Source organism: Salinarimonas ramus, from assembly GCF_014645695.1.
Taxonomy (GTDB): domain Bacteria; phylum Pseudomonadota; class Alphaproteobacteria; order Rhizobiales; family Beijerinckiaceae; genus Salinarimonas; species Salinarimonas ramus.
The window spans coordinates 153,786-175,633 of record NZ_BMMF01000011.1 but is presented as its reverse complement, the minus strand read 5'-3'; the positions used below and the strand labels follow the sequence as shown (position 1 = coordinate 175,633).

The window sequence follows — 21,848 nt, the reverse complement described above, 5'->3', positions numbered from 1 at the left end:
TCCCGCCCCGCCTCAATGCGCGCCGTGCCCGCCCGTCATCGCCTGCCCGCTGGCGTTGGGCAGCGCGATCATGACGTTCTGCATCATGCCCTGGTCCTCGTGGTCGAGGATGTGGCAGTGGAGCACGAACTCGCCGATGTAGCGCTGGTAGCGCGTGCGCATGACGACCCGGTAGCCCGGCTTCACGAACAGCGTATCCTTCCACACGCCCTTCATCCCAGCGTATTGCGTGTCGTCCGGCTCCCCCGCGACGCTCACGTCGACGCCGTCGGGATTCAGGATCTCCACCACCTGGAACGGGTTGACGTGGATGTGGAAGGGGTGGCCCGCCGCCGGGTTGGTGCCCGAGGTGAGCGTCCATTCGTCCACGCCACCCAGCGTCAGCAGCCGGTCGACGCGGTCGGGCTCGTAGGCCTGCCCGTCGATGAGGAAGCCCGTGGGCGACGTCGTCGTGTCGATGGAGAAGGCGAGGGACTGCGTGCCCGTCACCTCCGAGGCCTCGATGGTCGGGTGCGGCACGAACTTGTCGAGGCGCAGCCCCGCGAGGAGGTCGGCGGCGACCGTCTCGCGCACGTCGGCGGGCATGGTGCGGTTCGCGGCCGCGACGAGGGCTGCGGTGAGGTAGGCCGTGAGCCCCGTCGGGTCCGCGGGTACCGCGTCCGCCCCCGGCGCGACCTCGACCGCCCCCATCAGCTGGCGGCTCTCGGCGCCGCCGCTCACCGTCGTCGAAGCGGGCGCGGCGGCGTCGATGACGCAATAGCTGCCCGCCTCGGGAAAGACGACGAGGAGGTCGGTGCGGTAGCCCGGCTGCAGCACGCTCTCGGTGCGGGGCTGGATGCGCGCGCGGGTGAGGCCGTCCTCCGCCATGGCGAAGGTGGTGAGCGGCTCGCCGGGGCAGTTCGCGGCGAGCCAGTCCTCGTCGGTCTCGGCGTCCGCCACCGTGTCGAGCGGCTGGTAATCGTCCGCCGCCTTGCGGAACTCGAGCTTGATCGTGTCACGGATGCCCGCATGCGCGATGCGCCAGCGCTCGACGCGGCCCGTCTCCGCGCCGGGGAAGGTCGGCAGGATCTCGCCGTTGATCGACGTGTAGCGCCCCGATGCCGCCCAGTCGCCGGGCGAGAAATTGTCGTAGCTCTCGATCACGCCGGCCTGGCCCGGGTCGCAGCGATAGGTGCCGTCCGGGTTGGTCTCGAGGTTCCCCTGCGCGTCGTAGCAGGCGTACTGGTTCTGCTGCAGCAGCACGAGCCGCTCGGTGAAGGGCTGCCCGTCGGCGCGCATCAGGAGCGTGTCGATGTCGCCGTTCGTCTCCGGCGTGGGCAGGCGATCGCCGCGGATGACGATGAAGCCCGCCATGCCCGAGGACACTTGCAGCGCCACGCCGCCGTGGAGATGGGGATGGTACCAGAACGTTCCGGAGGGGTGGTCGGCGGGAATGTTCCACTCGTACTGGAAGCTCACGCCGGGATCGATGGCGATGAGCACGTTGTCGCTGTTGCCGGTGGGGCTGACCCACAGCCCGTGCGAATGCAGGTTCGTGCGGTTGAAGCAGTGGGGGATGTTGATGTCGGTGATGTCCTCCGGACAGGACTGGTCGGGCACCGGCAGCTCGTTGTGGAGCGTCACGCGCACGGTCTCGCCCGGCGCGACCTGGATCGTGGGCCCGACATAGGGCGCGACGTTCGCCACGTCCGCGGGCGCGTTGAGGTCGACATAGGCGCGTAGCCGCGCGGCGTCGTCGCGCCCCTCCGCGGGATCCCAGATCGTGCCGTCGACGTAGCGGATGGCGAGGTCGAGGGCCGCCTCGCCCGGCGCGACGCGCGGACTCGGGGCCGGCGCCGCCAGGAGGAAGGGCCGGATCGCGTCCGGCGGCGGCGCGGCGCGCTGGATCCGCGCGTCCGGGATCTCGGGCACGAGGCGCTCGGGCGCGAGCTGCTCGGGTGCTTGCGCCGCGGCGCCGCTCGCGGCGAGCACGGACGCGGCCATGGCGGCCGCCAGGGCCGCAGCGGAGACCGCCGCGGGCGAGAATGTTCGATGTCGCATGGAAGCCCCTCCCCTCGACGGCCGCGCGCTGCCGAATCACGGCGCGCCCGGAAACGCCCTCATGGACGTTCGATTGCGAAGCTTGCGCCGAGGTTGCCGAGAGCTTCAATTCGGAGATGTACGTGCCCGCGCTTACCTCCCCTCTCCCGCCCGTCCGGCTTCCGGGGCATGGATCAAATCGCCGTGCATCGGCGAACCATTCTTCACGCGTGCGTTACCGTCCCATGCGTCGGGCTCCACCCGACCTTCAAATCGAAAGAGCCGCGTCCTATATTGTGGGGATGGCGCGGCCGTCCGGAGGAGGCCGCGTAGGGCCCGCCCTTCGCGGGGGCCGAAGGAGGAGAACACATGGCTGGCGCGCTACCCGTACTCGCCAACGAAGGCGGTCTCTCCCGCTATCTGGACGAGATCCGCAAGTTTCCCATGCTCGACCCGGCCGAGGAGTTCATGCTCGCCAAGCGCTGGCGAGAACATGGGGATTCCGACGCCGCGCACAAGCTCGTGACCTCGCATCTGCGTCTCGTGGCCAAGATCGCCATGGGCTATCGCGGTTACGGCCTGCCCATCTCCGAGGTGGTCTCGGAGGGCAATGTCGGCCTGATGCAGGCGATCAAGCGCTTCGAGCCGGACAAGGGCTTCCGCCTCGCCACCTACGCGATGTGGTGGATCAAGGCGGCGATCCAGGAATACATCCTGCGCTCGTGGTCGCTCGTGAAGATGGGCACCACCGCGAACCAGAAGAAGCTCTTCTTCAACCTGCGCAAGGCCAAGAGCCGCATCTCGGCCCTGGACGAGGGCGATCTGCGCCCCGATCAGGTGAAGGAGATCGCCACCCGTCTGGGCGTCAACGAGCAGGACGTCGTCGACATGAACCGCCGTCTCGGCGGCGACGCCTCCCTCAACGCGCCCCTGCGCGAGGAGGGCGAGGGCGAGTGGCAGGACTGGCTCGTCGACGATTCCGCCTCGCAGGAATCGATCCTCGCCGCCGAGGAGGAGGGGCAGAACCGCCTCTCCGCGCTGCGTCAGGCGCTCGGTGTCCTCAACGAGCGCGAGCGCCGTATCTTCGAGGCCCGCCGCCTCGCCGAGGACCCGATCACGCTGGAGGACCTCTCCACCGAGTTCGGCGTCTCCCGCGAGCGCGTCCGCCAGATCGAGGTGCGCGCGTTCGAGAAGGTGCAGGAGGCGGTCAAGAAGAACATCGCCGCCATCGAGACCGCGCCAGGACGGGCTCGGGAGCTGACGGACGCGCGGGCGGGCTGACTTCCACGAACGGGTGTGGGGCACGCGGTGCCCCGGATCGGCCGGGAGCGAAACGCCCCCGGCGGGTTGGTGCAGCCGGTTCCCGAAGGGCAGGGATCGGCCGTTCTTGACCGCGCATGAACGTGTATCTACACTCATCGCATGTCGCTCGACGAGACCCGTGCCTGCCTCTGCCTCGCCTCCCGGCGCGCCGCGCGCGCGATCACGGCCGCGTTCGACCGGGCTCTGAAGCCGCACGGTCTTCGGGCGACGCAGTTCACCCTGCTCTCCGTTCTCGCCATCAAGGGCCCGACGCGGATCGGCACGCTGGCGACGATCGTGGGGACGGAGCGCACGACCATGACCCGCAACGTCGCCGTCGCGGAGAAGGCGGGTCTCGTCGTCACGCGCCGCGACGAGGCGGACGCCCGCCAGCGGCTCGTGGGCATCAGCGCGCGCGGGCGGACCGTGCTGGAGGAGGCGTTCGTCACCTGGCGCCGGGTCCAGGGCGAGCTCGCGGCGGGCCTCGGCGCGGAGGCGGTGGACGGGCTGCGGCGATTCTCGGCGGCGGGTCGCCGCCCGGCGATGGGAGCCGTGTCGTGAGCGCCGCGGAACGCCCCGCCGGGCTGCGCCCCCCACGTCGGCGTCCCCCGCGGGTCCTCGCCCCGATCGCCGGCCTCGTCTGCGACGGGCCCTTCGCCGAGGCGCGCGAATACGCCGCCTCGGTCTTCGCTGCGAGAGCGGCTTCGCGCGAGGCGACGGCGTCACCGGCGGCGCGCGATCTCGCCGGGCGGTGAGGACCGGGTCTTCGTCGGCCGCGATGTCGGAAGCGCCGCCCGCGAAGCGTCCTGGGCACGTCCGCCCTCTCCTCGACGGAGCCCGTCCCGATGAAGCTCTACGGCATTCCCCCGACCCGCGCCCTGCGGCCGATCTGGCTCCTCAACGAGCTCGATCTCGAATGCGAGATCGTCCCCGTCGACATCCCGCACGGCGAGCACCTCGGCGAGGCGTTCCTTGCGGTGAACCCCTTCGGCAAGATCCCCGCTCTCGTCGACGGGGACGTGCGCATCGCGGAATCGGCGGCGATCTCGCTCTACCTGGCGGAGCGCTACGGCAACGGGCGCTTCATACCCGACGACGTGCGTGCCAGGGCGGAGATGTACCAGTGGATCTTCTTCCTCGTCACCGAGATCGAGCAGCCGCTGTGGCGCGATGCGCTGCACACGGTCATCTACCCCGCCCACGAGCGTCGTCCCGAGGAGGTCGCGCTCGCCAACCGTGACTGCCGCCGGATGCTGGAGCCGCTCGAGGCGCACATGAAGGAGCGGGAGTGGTTCGTCGGCACCACGTCGACCGTCGCGGACTTCATCGGCGCCTTCACCCTCGACTGGGCACGCGAGGCCGGGCTCCTCGACGCCTCGCCCGCTTTGACGGCGTTCGTCGATCGCATGTACGCTCGCGACACCGCGCCGCCGACGGTGGCCGAGGGCTTCGCCACGCTGCGCGCCGGCGCCATCCCGGACCGCCGTCGCCGGCCGCGATAGCCTTGTCGCGCGATCCCGAGGGCAACCTCTGGAGCCTCTCACCTACGGGCCGAATGCGGACGGCGGCGCCGCTCACGCCGCCACGGCGAAGACACCCACCAGGGCCGCGAGGGCGGCGCCGATGCCGAGCATCTCCAGCGCGTGGCGGCGGTCTTGTCGCGAGGTCGCGCCGCCGCCGTAGTCGAAGCGCTCGTAGACGACGCGCTTCGGCGCGAGCCCGATGTCCTCGAGCGTATCGGAGACGCTCGTCACCATCGGGCCGGGGCCGCAGATGAAGGCGACCGTGCTCTCCGGCTCGCGCCCCGCGAGGAGCGCGCGCAGGCGCGCGGCGTCTAGCCGGCCCACCTCCCCCGCCCAGCCGGGCCCGCCCTCCTCCGCGACGAGGAGCACCGCGAGGTCGAGCCGGTCCGCGTAGGAGGCGATCTCGTCGAGGCAGGCGAAGGTCGCCGGGCGGCCGGCGGCGTAGGCGAGGCGCACGGGCCGCCGATCGCCACGCGCGGCGAGGTCGCGCAAGAGCCCCATGATCGGCCCGATGCCCGCCCCGCCGGCGACGAGGAGCACCGTCTCGCCCGGATGCGCGTCGACCGTAAAGGTGCCGTAGGGCCCGTCGATGCCGATCGGCGTTCCGGGCGCAAGCGCGCCCACGCGCCGGGTGAAGTCGCCCGCTTCCTTCACGATCAGCGAGAGGCCGGGGCGCAGGGGACTGTCGGCGATGGAGAAGGGATGGTCGAGGAGCGGGACGCGCCCGCGCCCCTGCGTCATCCACACGAACTGCCCGGCGCGATAGGCGAGCGGCGGCGTCCCGGGCTGAGGCTGGATGTCGAGCTCCCAGAGCCGATCGGCGCGCTTCGTCACGGATGCGAGGCGCCAGGGGCGGCGATGAAGGCGCACCCAGCGCAGGCCGTGCAGCACGCCGAGGACGAGAACGGCGCCGCCGCCGATCCCCCACCAGAAGACGTAGGCCGGGCCGCCGGCGCTGAAGCGCCCGACCGTGATCGCATGGTGCAGGCCGAGACCGATGGCCAGCACGCCGAGCAGGAGGTGCGATCCGCGCCAGGTCTCGTAGCGCCAGGGCAGCCGCTCGCGCAGAGCCGCGCCGACGACGAGGAGCGCCAGAGCCGCGAGCGCGATCACCCCGGTGCGGTAGTGCGGCGCCGTGAGATAGGCGACGAGCCGCTCGCGCCCGAGCGCGGCGTCGGCCGTCGCGGTCGGCAGCACGTAGAGGAGCGGGTGGAGCAGGAGCGCCGCCAGGACGAACCAGGCGATCATCTTGTGGAAGGCCATGATCCGATCGATGCCCAGCCGCCCCGACACGGTGTCGAACCGTCCCGAGGTGACGAGCTGCACGCTCATCGCCGCGAGCGCCACGAGGCCGAGGCCCGCTCCCACCGCCTCGAAGCCGGCGAGCGGCGCGACCTCGCGAAAGGAGGCGAGGACGAGGGCGCTCGCGCAGAAGGCCAGATAGAGGCCGGCGAGCGCCGCGCCCGGCAGCCGCGGCAGGGAACCACGATCGGCTGCATCGCCCGATTTCTTCGCCGGATACGTATATTCCATGACGTCCCTTCGCTCGCATAAGCCGAGTTCGCGACTTTCGTCGCCAGTCGAGCGCGAAGACTTGAAGACGTCAAGCAGATGCTGCACGATGAACCGCATGTCGCCGCCGTATGGCGCCGCTCGATGGGGAGGACATCCATGCGCTCTGCCGGATCGACCCGCCGCTCGCGCGCAATCGTCTTTGGTGCCGCGCCGCGGCTCGCCTCGCGGATCCTCGCGGCTCTCGGCATGGCGCTGACCCTCGCCGTCGCACCCGCCGCCGCACAGGAGAACGACCTCGACCGGCTCGCCGCCATCGTCGAGGCCTGGCTCGCCTCGCCGCACGGCGATTACCATTCGCAATCGTTCACCCATTGGAACGCCGACGGCGCCGTGCCGCCGGCCTGCGCGGCCTGCCATTCGCAGACCGGCTTCCTCGACCATCTCGGCGCCGACGGCAGCGCGGCGGGCAGCATCGAGGCTCCGTCCGCCATCAACGCGCCCATCGGCTGCGCCAGCTGCCACAGCGCCGAGGCCCACGCCCTCGACGCCGTGACCTTCCCTTCCGGCGCGGTCGCGACGGATCTCGGCGCGAACGCGGTGTGCACCGTCTGCCACCAGGGTCGCCAATCGGGCGCCGCCGTCGCGCGCGCCACCGACGGGCTCGACGAGGACGCGGTCGCGCCCGATCTCGGCTTCCTCAACGTGCATTACGGCATCGCCGCCGCGACGCTGCGCGGCGCGGACGTGACCGTCGGATTCGAATATCCCGGCCGCTCCTATGCCGGCACCTTCACGCACGTGCCGAGCGCGGCCACCTGCGTCGCCTGCCACGCGCCGCACACGACGCAGGTGGAGACGCAGAGCTGCTTCGCCTGCCACCAGGGCGTCGACGACGTGCGCGCGATCCGGATGCGCCACGCCAATTTCGACGGGAACGGCGACGCCGCGGGCGGCATCGGGACGGAGATCGAGGGCCTGCGCGAGAAGCTCGCCGCGGCGATCCGCACCTATGCCACGGAGGTGGCGGGCACGCCAATCGGCTATGCCGACCGCCACCCCTATTTCTTCGTCGACGCGGACGGCGACGGCACGATCGGAGACGACGAGACCGAACGCTATGCGAGCTGGACGCCGCGGCTTCTGAAGGCGGCCTACAATTACCAGGTCGCGAGCAAGGATCCCGGCGCCTACGTCCACAATCCGCACTACGTCCTGCAGATCCTGCACGACAGCCTGGAGAGCCTCGGCGAGACGGTCGCCGTGGACACGGCCGGCATCCGCAGGCCCTGAGGAGACCGCCCGCGCGTCGGTGCGCGGGCGCGGCCTCGCCGGGCTCGGGCTCGCACGAGAGGCATCGCCGGCGCGTCGCTCCCCATCGAGGGCCGACCAGCGGCACACCGGAAGTTGCCCGACCCAACTCCGCGAAATAGCTGCGCTTTTGCGCCTCCGTACTAAACCCCATCGGGGCTCGGACGGAGCTACAGGCGCATTTCGATCGTTATTGTGGCGCATCGTCCGAAGACGCCGCGCATGCGGTCGCTCCCCTCCCCGCTCGTGCGGGGCGCCGGGTCGCATCCGCGCGCGCCAGCGAGGAGGCACGAGCGTGGGCAAGACCGGAGACTGGACGCTCCGCTACGACGGCTTCGATCCCGCGGCCGAGGGCCTGCGCGAGGTGCTCTGCGCGCTCGGCAACGGCACGATCGTGTCGCGCGCCGCCGCGACCGACGCCCGCGCCGACGACGTACACTATCCCGGCACCTATCTCGCCGGCGGCTACGACCGCCTGGTCTCGCAGGTCGGCGACCGCGACATCGAGAACGAGGACCTCGTCAACCTGCCGAACTGGCTGCCGCTCGCCATTCGCATCGACGACGGCCCCTTTCTCGCCGCGGGCGATTACGAGCGGCTCGACCACGTGCAGGCGCTCGCCCTCGACGAGGGGGTGCTGACGCGCAGCTTTCGGATGCGCGACGCGGCGGGGCGGATCACGCGCTGGGAGGAGCGCCGGCTCGTCTCCATGCACGATCCCCATGTCTGCGCGCTGGAGGTTCGCCTGACGCCCGAGAACTGGTCGGGCGTCCTCGGCATCCGCGCCGGGATCGACGGCGCCGTGACGAATTGGGGCGTGACGCGCTACCGCGCGCTCGCCGGCCGGCATCTCGAGGCACCGCAGACGACCTGCGGCGAGGACGGCATCGTCGCCCTGCGCACCCGCTTCGTGCAGTCGCGGCGCGAGGTGGCGCTGGCGCAGCGCCTCCTCGTCGAGCCCGCGGGCGGGCATATCCTCAGCGAGCGCAAGGACGCGCTCGCCGACGGCGCGTTCGAGGAGGTCGCCGTCGAGGTCGTCGCCGGCCGCACGATCCGCGTCGAGAAGATCGTCGCCATCTTCAACTCGCACGACCACGCGGTGGCCGAGCCCCTGCACGAGGCCTGCCGGCGCGTGGCGGAGGTGCCCTGCTTCGAGGCGGCGACGAGCGCGCATTCCCGCGCCTGGCGTCATCTGTGGGAAGAATGCGACATCCGCGTCGAGAGCGCCGAGAACGGCGGCACGCATCCCGAGCACGGCAGCGCACAGCTGAAGCTGCGCCTCCACGTCTTCCACCTGCTGCAGACCGCATCGCCCCATTCCGTCGACCACGACGTCGGCATTCCCCCGCGCGGCTGGCACGGCGAGGCCTATCGCGGCCACATCATGTGGGACGAGCTGTTCATCTTCCCGTTCCTGACGCTGCGCATGCCGGTCCTCACGCGCGGGCTCCTGCGCTATCGCCATCGCCGGCTCGGCGAAGCGCGACGTGCGGCCCGCGAAGCGGGGCGTGCGGGAGCGATGTTCCCCTGGATGAGCGGCTCGAACGGGCGCGAGGAGACGCAATCGGTCCATCTGAACCCGCTCTCGGGCCGCTGGCTGCCGGACAATTCCTGGCGCCAGCGCCACATCGGCGCCGCCGTGGCCTACAACGTCTGGCAATATCTGCAGGCCACCGACGATCGCGACTTCCTGCGCGACTACGGGGCCGAGCTCTTCCTCGAGATCGCCCGCTTCTGGTCGAGCCTCGCCGAGCAGCGGGAGGACGGGCGCTTCTCCATCCGCCGCGTCATGGGCCCCGACGAGTTCCACGACGGCTATCCCGGCCGCGACCCCGCCGCCGAGGGCGGGCTCGACGACAATGCCTACACGAACTTCATGGTGGCCTGGGTTCTCACCCGCGCCCGCGACGTCCTCGACCTCCTGCCCGACGACAATCGCCGGCGCCTGTGCGAGACGCTGGGCATCGGCGAGGAGGAGATCGCGCGCTTCGACGCGATCTCGCGCAACCTCGTCATTCCCTTCCACGAGAGCCCTTCCGGGACGAGCGTGATCTCGCAGTTCGACGGCTACGGCGCGCTGGAGGAGTTCGACTGGGCGGGCTACCGGGAGCGCTATCCCAACCTGCAGCGGCTCGACCGCATCCTCGAGAGCGAGGGGAAGGACCCCAACGCCTACAAGGTCTCCAAGCAGGCCGACGTGCTGATGATCTTCTACCTGTTCAGCCGCGACGAGATCCGCGAGATCCTCGACAGGCTGGGCTACGCGTTCTCGTCGGCGCAGATCGTCGAGACCACCCGCTACTACATGGAGCGGGTCTCCCACGGCTCGACGCTCTCCTTCGTCACCCACGCCTGGGTGCTGGCGCGCACCGACCGCAAGGCCTCCTGGCGCCTCGCGCTGGAAGCCTTGGACGCCGACATCGGCGACGTGCAGGGCGGCACGACCAAGGAGGGCATCCATCTCGGCGCCATGGCCGGGACGGTGGACCTTCTCCAGCGCTGCTACACCGGCATCGGCATGCGCGCGAGCACGTTGGTCTTCGACCCGCGCCTGCCGGAGGAGGTCGCGTGCCTGGAGACGACGGTGCGCTTCCGCCGCCAGATCCTCGACGTGCACGTCACCCAGGAGACGCTCACCGTCTCCAGCCGCTCGATGACGGCGCTGCCCGTCTCCATCGCCTATCGCGGCCACGCCCGCGAGATCAGCCCCGGCCAGAGCTTCACCTTCGCCCTCGTCCGGGACGACCGCCCCGACGACCGGCCCCGCGCGGCGCTCGCCGCGCGCGCGGCCCGCACCGATCCCCCGAAACCGACATCCGAAACGAGAGATCCCGTGGGAGAGGAACCCCGATGAGCAAGGACAAGGAACTGGTACTGCCCCTCTCGGACCTCACGCGCGGCGAGGGAGCGCTCGTCGGCGGCAAGAATTCCTCGCTCGGCGAGATGATCCGAAACCTCGCCTCGCAGGGCATCCGCGTGCCCGGCGGCTTCGCCACGACGGCGGCCGCCTATTGGCGCTACGTCGAGGCCAACGATCTCGGCTCCGCCATCCGCGACGCGATCGGCGGGCTGCGCGAGGACCTCTCGAACCTGCACCTCGTCGGCGAGACGGTGCGCGGGCTCCTGCTCGAGGCCCATTTTCCCGACGATCTGCGCGACGCGATCCTCTTCGCCTATGCCGGCATGACGGAGGGCGGCAAGAAGGCCAAGGTCGCCGTGCGCTCCTCCGCCACCGCCGAGGACCTGCCCGAGGCGAGCTTCGCGGGACAGCTCGAGACCTTCCTCAACATCGAGGGCGCCAACGCGCTGCTCGACGCCTGCCGGCGCTGCTACGCCTCGCTCTTCACGGACCGCGCCATCGCCTATCGCGAGAACCACGGCTTCGACCACATGAAGGTGGCGCTCTCGGTGGGCGTCCAGCGCATGGTGCGCTCGGACATCGCCTCCTCCGGCGTGATGTTCTCCATCGACACGGAGACGGGCTTCGACCGCTCCGTTCTGATCACGGGCGCCTGGGGGCTCGGCGAGACCGTGGTGCAGGGCATGGTCGAGCCCGACGAGTTCCACGTCTTCAAGCCGCTCCTCGAACGCGAGCGCATCATGCCCATCGTCGAGAAGGCGCGCGGTGCCAAGGGCCGCAAGATGATCTTCTCGGCGCCGGGTTCGAAGAGCCCGACCATCCTCGTCGACACGCCGGACGAGGAGCGCCGGCGCTTCACGCTGGAGGATCGCGAGGTCATGCAGCTCGCCCGCTGGGCCGCGACCATCGAGCGGCATTACGGGCAGCCCATGGACATGGAATGGGCCAAGGACGGGGAGACGGGCGAGCTCTTCATCGTCCAGGCGCGGCCCGAGACCGTCCAGTCCCGCCGCGAGGCCGGGCAGCTCAAGTCCTTCTCCATCGGCGAGCGCGGCGCGCTCCTCGTCACCGGGCTGTCGGTGGGCGACGCCATCGGCGCGGGCAAGGTCTGCCGGCTGGACACGCCCGACGAGATCGAGAAGTTCGAGCCGGGCTCGGTCCTCGTCACCACCATGACGGACCCCGACTGGGTGCCGATCATGAAGAAGGCCGCGGCAATCGTCACCGACCACGGCGGGCGCACGAGCCATGCGGCGATCGTCTCGCGCGAGCTCGGCCTTCCCGCCATCGTCGGCACGGAGACCGGGACGGAGGTGCTGAAGGCCGGCCAGGAGATCACCGTCTCCTGCGCGGAAGGCGACGAAGGCCGCGTCTACGAGGGCATCGCCGAGATCCGCATCGAGGAGACCGACCTCTCCGCGATCCCCAAGACCAAGACCAAGGTCATGCTCAACCTCGCCAATCCCTCGGCCGCCTTCCGCTGGTGGCGTCTGCCGGCGGACGGCGTCGGGCTCGCGCGCATGGAGTTCATCGTCTCCAACCACATCAAGGTCCACCCGATGGCGCTCGTGCGCTTCGACCAGGTGGAGGACAAGCAGGCGCGAAAGGAGATCGAGGCGCTCACCCGCGGCTATGCCTCCCGGGAGGAGTTCTTCGTCGACACGCTCGCGCGCGGCGTCGCGCGCATCGCCGCCGCGCATTGGCCCAACCCCGTCATCCTGCGCATGAGCGACTTCAAGACGAACGAGTACGCCGAGCTCCTGGGCGGGCGCGGCTTCGAGCCCGCCGAGGAGAACCCGATGATCGGCTGGCGCGGGGCGAGCCGCTACTACCACCCGGACTACCGCGAGGGCTTCGCGCTCGAATGCCGGGCGGTGAAGCGGGCGCGCGAGGAGATCGGCATGACGAACATCGTCATGATGATCCCCTTCTGCCGCACGCCCGAGGAGGCCGACAAGGTGCTCGACGAGATGCGCGCGAACGGCCTCGTGCGCGGCGAGAACGGGCTCGCGGTCTACGTCATGGCGGAGCTGCCCTCGAACGTGCGCCTCGCCCATCGCTTCGCCGAGCGCTTCGACGGCTTCTCCATCGGCTCGAACGACCTCACCCAGCTCGTGCTCGGCGTCGATCGCGATTCCGATCGTCTCGCGAAGCTCTTCGACGAGCGCCACGAGGCGGTGAAGAGCTTCATCGCCGACCTCATCGCGGCGGCGAAGAAGACCGGGACGCATACCGGCATCTGCGGCCAGGCGCCCAGCGACCACCCGGACTTCGCCCGCTTCCTCGTGGAGGAGGGCATCGACACGATCTCGGTGACGCCGGACACGTTCCTGCGCGTGAAGACGGAGGTCGCGAAGGCGGAGGCCGAGCTGAAGCGCTGAGCGGCGGGTGGTGGGCCGCCTGCCTCAGGTGCCCACCACCAGCGGGTCGACGAGCCGCCGCAGGGCCGCGATCGCCGAAAGCGCGGTGATCCGGCCCGTGCGGGGGTTCGTCTCGCTGGGCACGTTCTCGATCGTCATGGTGAAGCGCGCCGCGTCCGCCTCGACCTCGATCGTGTGCGTGTTGCGGGTCACGCCGGGATCGGCCCAGACCTCGAGGCGGGTGCGGTCCGGCCCGATGCCGGCGAGGCTGAGCGCGGCGGCCACGTTGAGGTTCGCCGGAAAGCCCGGCACGCCCTCGCGCACGCTCCCCGAGAACAGGAGGAGCGGCTCCGAGAGCCCGTCGAGCGAGATGCCGTTCGCGACGACGTGCGGCGCGCCCGCGAGGCCGGCCGGCGGCTTGCGCGTCACCATCGAGACGCTCTCGATCGTGCCCTCGCGGGCGGCGCGCACGGCGTCGAGCCCGATGAGGGCGCCGGTGGGGACGAGGATGCGTGCGCCTCTCTCTCGTGCGCGCTCGACGAGATCCCAGTGCTCGAGGAGCTGGCCCACCGAGAGCGGCATGAACGTGCGCCCCTGGTCGAGCGCGGGCTCCGCGACCGTGCGGAACAGCGCCGGCGGCAGGCCTTCCAGGACGATGTCGCAGGTCTCGCCCAGCGCTTCGGGGGCGACGATCGGCCCCTCGAAGCCCGCGAGCAGCGCGCGCGCCCGCGCGCCGTCGCGCACCGAGATGGCGCCGAGCGCGAGACCGGGGATGCCCGCGAGGAGCGCCTGCGCCACCCGCGCCCCCACCCCGCCGAGCCCGGCGACGCCGACCGTCAGTTCCCGCTCCGCCATGCCCTCGCTCCCGGATCGTGCCATGATGAAAAGGTGCAGGTTAGGGGCTCGCGCGCTCGTGCGGAAGGCGCCCGTCCGCACGGACGGATGGGCGCTGCCTAAGCGCCAGAGCGCATAATTCGGGTTTATGCGCCGATTCCGATATTGCCGATTTATCGGTTTCGGCGCATAGTCGTGCCATGAGCGACCTCGCGCGAACGCCCAAGCAGATCGGCACCCTCGTCCAGCGCGCCCGCAAGAAGCGCGGCTGGAACCAGACCCAGCTCGGAGCGCAGGCCGGGCTGCGGCAGGAGACCATCTCGCTCATCGAGACCGGCAATCCCGCCGCGCGGCTCGAGACCATCCTCGCGGTGCTCGCCGCCCTCGACCTGGAATTCCGCATCGCGCCGCGCAGCACGTCGACCGCCGCCGACATCGAGGCCATCTTCTGAGCCTCACCCTCCCCGCCTCCCCCTAGCCTCCCCCGCCCTCCACCCGCCCGATCACCGCCTTCCGCATCGCCCCGTCGATGCGCGGATGCGCGCTCACGCGCTCGGCGCCGACGAGGCGGGCGAGGCGGTGGAGGGCGGCGCGGAGCGCGGCGCGCTCGGTCCAGGGCACGGCCTCGAGCCGCTCCACCATGAGGCGTCGCCCCTCGACGAGGCGCAGGTCGACGATGCCGGCGAAGGCGGCGCGGTGGATCAGCGGCATGGCGAAGTAGAAGCTGCGCTCGCGCTTGGGCTTGTAGGCCTCGAACAGGAAGCGCCGTCCGAACAGCCGCTCGAAGCGGCGGCGGTCGAAGAGCAGGTTGTCGAGCGGCGGGACGATGCGCATCGGCTCGTCGAGCGCGGGCGCGTCGCCCTCCGCCGCCGCGCGCAGCGCCTCGAGATCGTCGGCGAGGACGAGATGCTCCACGGCCTCGCCGTCGATCACGACCTCCACCGGCACGGCGCCGATGCGATCGAGCGCGGCGCGGGTCTGCGCGCGCAGGCGCTCCTTGCGCGCATCGCTGCGCCAGGGGCCCGCATGGTGCTGCACCCGGTCGACGAGCGCGTCCGGCGTCGCGAGCTTGAGCACGTCGAGGGCGAAGCGGGCGTGGTCGGCGATCGCCTCGGCGTCGAGAGGCAGCGGACCGACGGGCGCCTCGTCGTCCGGGTGGAGCCGCTCCGTCAGGTCGAAGAGGCGCTCGAAGGCGTGCGAGCGCCCGGCGATCTGGAGGCGCCCCGCGAGATAGAGCCGCTCCAGCGCGATCGTCGTCGCCTTGAGCGTGTCGAAGCCGCCGGGCACGCGCACGCTCTCGAAGTCCCGCGCCTTGGCGGGCCCGTTGGCGCGGATGTGGTCGAGCACCGTCTCTTCCAGCGCCGCGACCTCGACGTCGCTCATGCCGGCGATGCGGAAGCGCGTCGCTCGATGCGCCATGCCCTCCATGAAGCGCCGCCGCGAGGCGGCGCGCACGAGATGCACGGGATAATGCTGCTCGACGAAGAGGCCGCTGCCGTAGACCTCCCGGTCGAAGCCACGGGTCGGCACGTCGGCGCGGGCGGCGAGCGCGAGCTCGTGATTGCGCCCGCCCGCGATGCGGATCGTGTCGACCTGCACCATGCCGAGCCGCGGAAGCGGGCTCGCATCCGCCCAATGCGCCCCGGCGAGCCCCAGCCGCTCGCACAGGAAGCGGCGCGCCGCCTCGCCCTCGATCCGCATGCCCGTCCTCGCGCTCCGCAACCCGGCCGCTGATTCGTGCAGCGTCCGCAACACGTCGAGCCTAGCCGAGCGGGCTGCGAGCCGCAGCCCGCTTCCGCTGACATCCGGATGGCGCGAGGGCTTGCCAACCGCGTCGCGGGGGCAGAGCATGGTTCCCCAGAAAAAAGCGCCCGCGAGAAGGCGCGTCCCCGAAGAGGGGCGAAACGCGGGAGGTCACACATGCCAGGCACGGAGACACTGGGCGGCGCGGCACGGTGCGTCGCCATCGTAGGGCCGTTCCAGAGCGGCAAGACCACGCTCATGGAGAGCCTGCTCGAGCGCGCCGGCGCCGTGGCGCGCGCGGGATCGGTGGCGGCGGGAACGAGCGTCGGCGACGCGAGCCGCGAGGCGCGCGCCCATGCGATGAGCACGGAGCTCAACGTGGCGAGCGCGGACTTCCTCGGCGAGACCTTCCATTTCGTGGACTGCCCCGGCTCCGTCGAGCTCGCGCAGGACATGCGCGCGGTGCTGCCCGCCTGCGACGCGGCGATCGTCGTGTGCGAGGCCGACGAGCGCAAGATCCCCGCTCTCGAGCCGATCCTGCGGGAGCTCGAGGAGGCGGACGTGCCGCGCTTCCTCTTCCTCAACAAGATCGACACCGCCGCCCAGCGCGTGCGCGAGACGCTCGCGCTGCTCCAGCGCGCCTCGCGCACGCCGCTCCTGCTGCGCCAGATCCCCATCTGGAAGGACGGCATCGCCATCGGCTTCGTCGATCTCGCGCTGGAACGCGCCTTCATCTACCGCGAGCACGCGCCGAGCCGCGTGGTGGAATCCTCCGACGCTGCGCCGCCGGACGCGCGCGACGCGCGCTTCCAGATGCTGGAGCGCCTCGCCGATTACGACGACGCGCTGATGGAGGAGCTCCTCTCCGACATCGAGCCGCCGCGAGACCGCGTCTTCGACGACCTCGCCCGGGAGCTGCGCGAGCGGCACGTCGTGCCCGTCCTGTTCGGCTCGGCCGAGCGCGGCAACGGCGTCACGCGCCTGTTCAAGGCCCTGCGCCACGAGGCACCGCGCCTCGCCGAGACCCGCGCCCGCCTCGGCGTCGCGCCCGACGGCGCGCCGCTGGCGCAGATCGTCGCCACGCGCCACACCAGCCACGGCGGCAAGCTCTCGGTGGCGCGCGTCCTGCGCGGGCGCTTCGCCGAGGGCGACGGCGTCGTCGGCTCGCGCGGCGCGCCGGGGCGCATCGCCGGCATCCTCGCGCTCTCCGGCGAGGCGACGCAGCGCGTCGGCGAGGCGGGCGAAGGCGCGCTCGCGGGCTTCGCGAAGCTCGACGCCGTCGTCACCGGCGAGAGCGTCGCGGCGGGGCGCGAACGGCCGGACGCGGTGGCGACCGTCATCGCGCCCGACCCGGTCCATTCCCGCACGATCCACGCGCCCGAACGCAAGGACGAGGCGAAGCTCGCCGCCTGCCTCGCCAAGCTCGCGGACGAGGACCCGGCGCTCGTCGTGCGCCAGGACCCCGAGAGCGGGGAATTGCGCCTCTCCGGGCAGGGCGAGATGCATCTGCGCCTCGCCGTCGAGCGGCTGCTCAGCCGCTTCGGGCTCGCGGTGGACACGAGCGTGCCGGCGATCGCCTATCGCGAGACGATCCGAAAGCCGGCATCGGCCCGCGCGCGCCACAAGAAGCAGACGGGCGGGCACGGCCAGTTCGCCGACGTTGCCGTCTCGCTGGCGCCGCTGCCGCGGGGCGAGGGCTTCCTCTTCGGCGACACCATCACCGGCGGCGTCGTGCCCAAGCAATGGATCCCCTCCGTCGGCGCGGGCGCCGAGGCGGCGCTGGCGAGCGGCCCCAACGGCCATCCGGTCGTCGACGTCGCGGTGACGCTGACCGACGGGGGCTTCCACGCGGTGGATTCCTCCGACGCCGCCTTCCAGGCGGCGGGTCGCGCCGCGGTGGCGCAGGCGCTGGCGGAGGCCGGGACCACCGTGCTCGAGCCGGTCCTCGCCGTGGAGATCGTCGCGCCCTCCGACGCGATCTCGAAGGCGACGCAGCTCGTCTCCGCCCGCCGCGGCCAGATCCAGGCCTTCGCCCCGCGCCCGGGCTGGGAAGGCTGGGACGTGCTCACCGCCCTCGTCCCCGAGGCGGAGATGGACGGCTTCATCGTCGACCTGCGCTCCTCGACGGCGGGCGTCGGCACCTTCCGGGCCCGCTTCGACCATCTCGCCGAGGTCGTCGGCAAGCCCGCACGGGCGCTGAGCGGGCGCGCCGGCTGAGCCGCCCCGAGAGCGTTCGACGCGCGTGCGTGAAAACAGAAGGGACATGAGAGTTCATGCCCCTTCATAAACATGGACGCCCCTTCGGGCTGCGATAGCGTCGCCGGCGGCGCCGAGCCGGCGCCTTCTTCGAAAGCCCATCCCGTGATCAGCACTCTGCTCGTTTCCGCGCGCGGCCGCATCGCCGCCGGCGCGCTCGCGCTCGCCCTGTCGGCCGCGCCCGCCATCGCCCAGAACCGCGTCGTCGAGATCGTCAACAATACCGGCGTGACGATGATGGAGTTCTACGCCTCCAACGTCGATCGCTCCAGCTGGGAAGAGGACATCCTCGGCGCCGACGTGCTCGAGAGCGGCTATTCCGTAGACGTCGACATCGACGACGGCTCGGGCCAGTGCCTGTTCGACTTCCGCGCCGTCTTCGCCGACGGCGACGAGGTCGTCGACAATCGCATCAACGTCTGCGAGATCTCGACCTACACCTACCGGTGATCCGTCCGCGACGCTGAACCGGCCCCACGGTGAACCGGCCCTCTGCGGGAGGGTTCACGCGGCCCGCTGCGCGATCCGCGAGCGGGCCGCCTCCGCCGTCCCAGGCCGGCCGATGAGCCAGCCCTGGGCCTCGGCGCAGCCCTCCGCCTTCACCCGCGCGAGCTGATCCTCGGTCTCGATGCCCTCCGCCGTGATGGCGATGCCGAGCCGGCAGCCGAGCCCGACGATGGCGCGCACGATCGCCGCCGTGTCCGGATCGTCGATGTCGCGGATGAAGGAGCGGTCGATCTTGATGCGATCGAACGCGAAGCGCCGCAGGTAGGAGAGCGACGAGTAGCCCGTGCCGAAATCGTCGAGCGCGATGCGCACGCCGAGCGCGCGCAGCGCCTCGAGCTGGCGCATCACCTTGTCGTCGTCACCGATCAGCACCGTCTCCGTGATCTCGAGCTCGAGCCGCGAGGCCGGCAGCCCCGAGCGCGCGAGGGCGTCCGCGACCTTGGCGACGAGGTCCTCGCTCTCGAACTGGGCGGGCGAGACGTTCACGGCGACCCGCGTCGGCGCGGGCCAGGAGGCCGCCGCCGCGCAGGCGCGCGCGAGCACGAGCTCACCCAGGCTGACGATCAGCTTGCCGTCCTCCGCCAGCGGGATGAAGCGATCCGGCGGGATCGGCCCGAGCGTCGGGTGCGTCCAGCGCGCCAGCGCCTCGAAGCCGACGACCCGCCCGGTCTTCAGGTCGAGCGCCGGCTGGTAGTGCAGGTCGAGCTCGCCGCGGGCGATCGCCTGGCGCAGGTCGGTCTCCAGTTCCTGGCGCTCCTGCTCGGCCGCGTCCATCTCCGGCTCGAAGAAGCGCACGGTGGAGCGCCCCTCGCCCTTGGCGCGGTAGAGCGCGAGGTCGGCGCTCTTGAACAGCGCGTCGGCGTCGGCTCCGTCGTGCGGGGCGATGGCGACGCCGATGCTCGAGCCGATGGCGAGATCGCGCCCCGCCACCGAGATCGGCGCCGAAACCGCCTGGGCGAGGCGCTGGACCAGCGTCCGCGCCGCCTCCGGCTGCTGCGCGCCGACCTGCAGGACCGCGAACTCGTCGCCGCCCAGGCGGGCTACCACGTCGCTCGCGCGGACCTGCCCCGCGAGCCGCTCGGCCACCCGCATCAGGATGGCGTCGCCCACCGGATGACCCAGCGTGTCGTTCACCGCCTTGAAGCGATCGAGGTCGAGGCACACGAGCGCGACGGTCTCGCCCGTCTTCGCGGCGGCCTCGAGCGCCGCGTCGAGCCGCTCGCGGAAATGGATGCGGTTGGGCAGATCCGTCAGCGTGTCGTGGCGCGCCATCCGCTCGGCCCGGCGCTCCGCCTCCCGTCGATCCGTCACGTCGGTATGCGTGCCGACCATGCGGATCGGCCGCCCGTCGGCATCGCGGGTGACGACCTTCGCGCGGGCGAGGATCCAGCGCCAGGTGCCGTCGCGATGCGCGAGGCGGTGCTCGGAGGCGAAGTGCTCCGTGCGCCCCTCCAGATGCGCGTGCAGGCGCTCGTCGACGTCGGCGCGGTCCTCCGGGTGGATCAGCGAGCGCCAGCTCGAGATGTGCTCCGGCAGCTCCTCGCGGCGATAGCCGAGCATCTGCGCCCAGCGCTCGCTGTGCCAGCCGCCGCCGGTCTGGACGTCCCAGTCCCAGATGCCCTCGTTCGTCGCCTCGAGCGCATAGGCGAGGCGCTCCTCGCTCGCGCGCAGGCGGCCCTCCGAGCGCCGCAGCGCCTCCTCGGCGAGCTTGCGCTCGGTGATGTCGATGTTGAGCCCGAGGATGCGCTCGGCCCCGGTCTCGGGATCGCGGCTGGGGCGGCCCACCGCCATGATCCAGCGTTCGCCGCCCTCGGGGCGCCGCACGCGGAATTCCGTCGAGTAGGCTCGGCTCGCGGCGATGGCGGCCGAGCGCGCGCGCACGACGCGCTCGCGATCCTCCGGATGCATCAGCGCGCGGAAGCCTTCCGCGGTGAGCGTGTCCGGCGCATCCTCGGTCAGGCCGAGCAGGCGCTTGCTCTCGCGCGAGATGCGAGACGAGCCCGTGACGACGTCGCGCTCGAACCAGCCGGCGCCGCCGGCCGAGAGGGCGAGCTCGAGCAGCTGCGAGGTCTTCGCCAGGCTCTCGCGGTCGCGCACGATGTCGTCGATGTCGAGCGTGGCGCCGAGCCATTCCTCGACGCGGCCCTGCTCGTCGCGGCTGATCGGCGTGAGGGTCAGCTTGTGCCAGCGATAGACGCCGTCGTGGCGGCGCAGCCGCCCTTCCGTCTCCACCGTCTGCCCGGTCTCGATCGCCGCGCGGCGCATGGCGGCGAGGCGCGCGTGGTCGTCGGGATGGCGAAGAGCGATGCGGGCGGCGAGCGAGGAGAGCTCGCCGCCGTGATAGGCGCGCAGCCGCGCGTTCTCGTAGAGCGTCTCGCCGGTAGCGTCGGTGATCCAGACCTTGTGCGGCAGCGCCTCCGCGAGCGCGCGATAGCGCGCCTCCGAGGCCGCGACGCGCGCGGCCGCTTCCGGATCCGGCGTCGGCAGCCGCCCGCGCATGGCGGAGACGACCATGGCCGCGCAATCGTTGAGCGCTTCGAGGCCGCCCTCGTCGAGGCCGCGGGGCTTGGTGTCGATGACGCAGACCGTCCCGACCCGGATGCCCGGCGCGATCACGAGGGGAACGGAGGCGTAGAAGCGGATGCCCATCGGGCCCGTGACGAGGGGGTTGTTCGCGAAGCGCGGATCGCGGGTGGCGTCCTCGACCACCATCGGCTCGTCGGAGAGGATCGCGTGCGCGCAGAAGGCGTGCTCGCGCGGCGTCTCGCTCACGTCCACCCCCACATGCGCCTTGAACCATTGCCGGTCGGCGTCGATCAGCGTCACGAGGGCGATCGGCGTTCCCACGAGGCGGGCCGCCGTTCGGCAGGCCGCGTCGAAGGGTGCCTCCGCCTCCGTGTCGACGATGCGCAGCGCCCTGACGGCCGCGAGCCTCTCGGCTTCGTTCGCCGGTATCGGAACCATGACCACCCCTGTTGGAGCGCGCTTCCGCCGGGAAGGCGCTCGGCTGAGAGGCATCCTGCAGGCTAAAAGGTTTTATGTTTGTTATTGACCCAAGGGAAGTCGCGCATCTCGACTACGAATTTCCGCAATCGTCGCTTTCAGCCGTCTCGCGCCAGCCCACGCGTGCATCCGGACGGGAGTCGATCGATGGAAAATACGGCTTGAGGTCGAGAAGTGGCGTACCGTCGACGCAGTCGAGACCGCGCACGACCACTTGCTTTCCCTCGATGCGCTCGAGCCGCGCCACGGAGAGCGCGATGGGGTTGGGCCGCGCCGGCGAGCGCAGGGCGAAGACGCCGCGGGGCCTGCCGTGGCTGCGCGGCGTCTGGACCACGAGGTTGCGCGGCGCGCGGTCCATCCAATACAGCACGATGACGTAGGTGCAGGTGTCGAGATCCGCGAGACCGGCCTCGTAGCGCGCGTCGAGCTCGATTGTGCAGGCGGCGTCCGAGCCGGCCGGGTTCTTCGGGCAGGCGTCGCGATCGGCCCAGGGCGTGCGGATGCGCCCGATGAAATGGACGCCCGCATCCGTCGTCGCGGGCAGGTCGATGGCGATCTCGCCGGGCCGACGCCCGTGCGCCGCGTCGTCCGTCTCGTCCATGGAGGGTCCCCCTCGGC

The 21,848-nt window shown here is 71.4% G+C and carries 16 protein-coding genes; 10 read left to right on the top strand and 6 right to left on the bottom strand.

Going from position 1 to position 21,848, the window contains the following annotated elements:
• Nucleotides 1–12: 12 nt before the first annotated feature.
• Entirely contained in the window at nt 13–2,040 is a 2,028-nt protein-coding gene (locus IEX89_RS18085; RefSeq protein WP_210317665.1) for a multicopper oxidase family protein, read from the bottom strand.
• A 348-nt stretch (nt 2,041–2,388) separates the two neighbouring features.
• Between IEX89_RS18085 and rpoH the strand changes: the two genes are divergently transcribed.
• From rpoH to IEX89_RS18065, 4 genes are all read left to right on the top strand, one after another.
• Nucleotides 2,389–3,300: an RNA polymerase sigma factor RpoH gene (gene rpoH / locus IEX89_RS18080; protein ID WP_188914649.1), complete on the top strand. Its 912-nt coding sequence runs from the start codon at nt 2,389–2,391 to the stop codon at nt 3,298–3,300.
• Between the two features lie 141 nt (nt 3,301–3,441).
• Nucleotides 3,442–3,882, top strand: coding sequence for a MarR family winged helix-turn-helix transcriptional regulator (locus tag IEX89_RS18075; RefSeq protein WP_188914648.1), 441 nt, complete (start codon nt 3,442–3,444; stop codon nt 3,880–3,882).
• Complete coding sequence (locus tag IEX89_RS18070; RefSeq protein ID WP_188914647.1) at nt 3,879–4,076, top strand: hypothetical protein; 198 nt, start codon at nt 3,879–3,881, stop codon at nt 4,074–4,076. The genes IEX89_RS18075 and IEX89_RS18070 overlap by 4 nt, the downstream gene beginning before the upstream one ends.
• Before the next feature lie 90 nt (nt 4,077–4,166).
• Nucleotides 4,167–4,823, top strand: coding sequence for a glutathione S-transferase family protein (locus IEX89_RS18065; RefSeq protein WP_188914646.1), 657 nt, complete (start codon nt 4,167–4,169; stop codon nt 4,821–4,823).
• A 72-nt stretch (nt 4,824–4,895) separates the two neighbouring features.
• On the opposite strand, the gene IEX89_RS18060 is transcribed toward IEX89_RS18065, so the two are convergent.
• Nucleotides 4,896–6,377 (bottom strand): ferredoxin reductase family protein, encoded by a 1,482-nt coding sequence (locus IEX89_RS18060; RefSeq protein ID WP_188914645.1) that lies wholly within the window; start codon nt 6,375–6,377, stop codon nt 4,896–4,898.
• A 138-nt stretch (nt 6,378–6,515) separates the two neighbouring features.
• Between IEX89_RS18060 and IEX89_RS18055 the strand changes: the two genes are divergently transcribed.
• From IEX89_RS18055 to ppsA, 3 genes are all read left to right on the top strand, one after another.
• Complete coding sequence (locus IEX89_RS18055) at nt 6,516–7,649, top strand: polyheme membrane-associated cytochrome C (protein WP_244645562.1); 1,134 nt, start codon at nt 6,516–6,518, stop codon at nt 7,647–7,649.
• Between the two features lie 313 nt (nt 7,650–7,962).
• The gene (locus IEX89_RS18050) at nt 7,963–10,521 is read left to right on the top strand and encodes a glycoside hydrolase family 65 protein (protein WP_188914644.1); all 2,559 of its coding nucleotides are present in this window, start codon (nt 7,963–7,965) and stop codon (nt 10,519–10,521) included.
• Nucleotides 10,518–12,908 carry a phosphoenolpyruvate synthase gene (gene ppsA / locus IEX89_RS18045; protein ID WP_188914643.1) on the top strand — a complete coding sequence of 797 codons (2,391 nt, stop codon included), beginning with the start codon at nt 10,518–10,520 and terminating at the stop codon, nt 12,906–12,908. Before IEX89_RS18050 ends, ppsA begins: the two co-directional genes overlap by 4 nt.
• A gap of 24 nt (nt 12,909–12,932) precedes the next feature.
• Here the strand turns inward: ppsA and IEX89_RS18040 are convergent, their stop codons facing one another.
• Nucleotides 12,933–13,742 carry an aspartate dehydrogenase gene (locus IEX89_RS18040; RefSeq protein WP_188914642.1) on the bottom strand — a complete coding sequence of 270 codons (810 nt, stop codon included), beginning with the start codon at nt 13,740–13,742 and terminating at the stop codon, nt 12,933–12,935.
• Nucleotides 13,743–13,921: 179 nt separating this feature from the next.
• Between IEX89_RS18040 and IEX89_RS18035 the strand changes: the two genes are divergently transcribed.
• On the top strand, nt 13,922–14,173 hold the full coding sequence (locus IEX89_RS18035; protein WP_188914641.1) for a helix-turn-helix domain-containing protein: 252 nt from the start codon (nt 13,922–13,924) through the stop codon (nt 14,171–14,173).
• A gap of 22 nt (nt 14,174–14,195) precedes the next feature.
• Here IEX89_RS18035 and IEX89_RS18030 read toward each other — a convergent pair whose 3' ends face one another.
• Nucleotides 14,196–15,422, bottom strand: coding sequence for a DNA glycosylase AlkZ-like family protein (locus IEX89_RS18030; RefSeq protein ID WP_188914640.1), 1,227 nt, complete (start codon nt 15,420–15,422; stop codon nt 14,196–14,198).
• Between the two features lie 219 nt (nt 15,423–15,641).
• Between IEX89_RS18030 and IEX89_RS18025 the strand changes: the two genes are divergently transcribed.
• Together IEX89_RS18025 and IEX89_RS18020 are read left to right on the top strand one after the other, a co-directional pair.
• Nucleotides 15,642–17,681, top strand: a complete 2,040-nt coding sequence (locus IEX89_RS18025) for an elongation factor G (RefSeq protein ID WP_188914639.1) — start codon at nt 15,642–15,644, stop codon at nt 17,679–17,681.
• A 144-nt stretch (nt 17,682–17,825) separates the two neighbouring features.
• Nucleotides 17,826–18,170 (top strand): hypothetical protein, encoded by a 345-nt coding sequence (locus IEX89_RS18020; RefSeq protein WP_244645561.1) that lies wholly within the window; start codon nt 17,826–17,828, stop codon nt 18,168–18,170.
• 54 nt (nt 18,171–18,224) lie between these two features.
• On the opposite strand, the gene IEX89_RS18015 is transcribed toward IEX89_RS18020, so the two are convergent.
• Both IEX89_RS18015 and tsaA read right to left on the bottom strand, forming a co-directional pair.
• Nucleotides 18,225–21,191, bottom strand: a complete 2,967-nt coding sequence (locus tag IEX89_RS18015) for a bifunctional diguanylate cyclase/phosphodiesterase (protein WP_188914638.1) — start codon at nt 21,189–21,191, stop codon at nt 18,225–18,227.
• A 112-nt stretch (nt 21,192–21,303) separates the two neighbouring features.
• Nucleotides 21,304–21,831 carry a tRNA (N6-threonylcarbamoyladenosine(37)-N6)-methyltransferase TrmO gene (tsaA, locus tag IEX89_RS18010; protein ID WP_188914637.1) on the bottom strand — a complete coding sequence of 176 codons (528 nt, stop codon included), beginning with the start codon at nt 21,829–21,831 and terminating at the stop codon, nt 21,304–21,306.
• Nucleotides 21,832–21,848 lie beyond the last annotated feature (17 nt).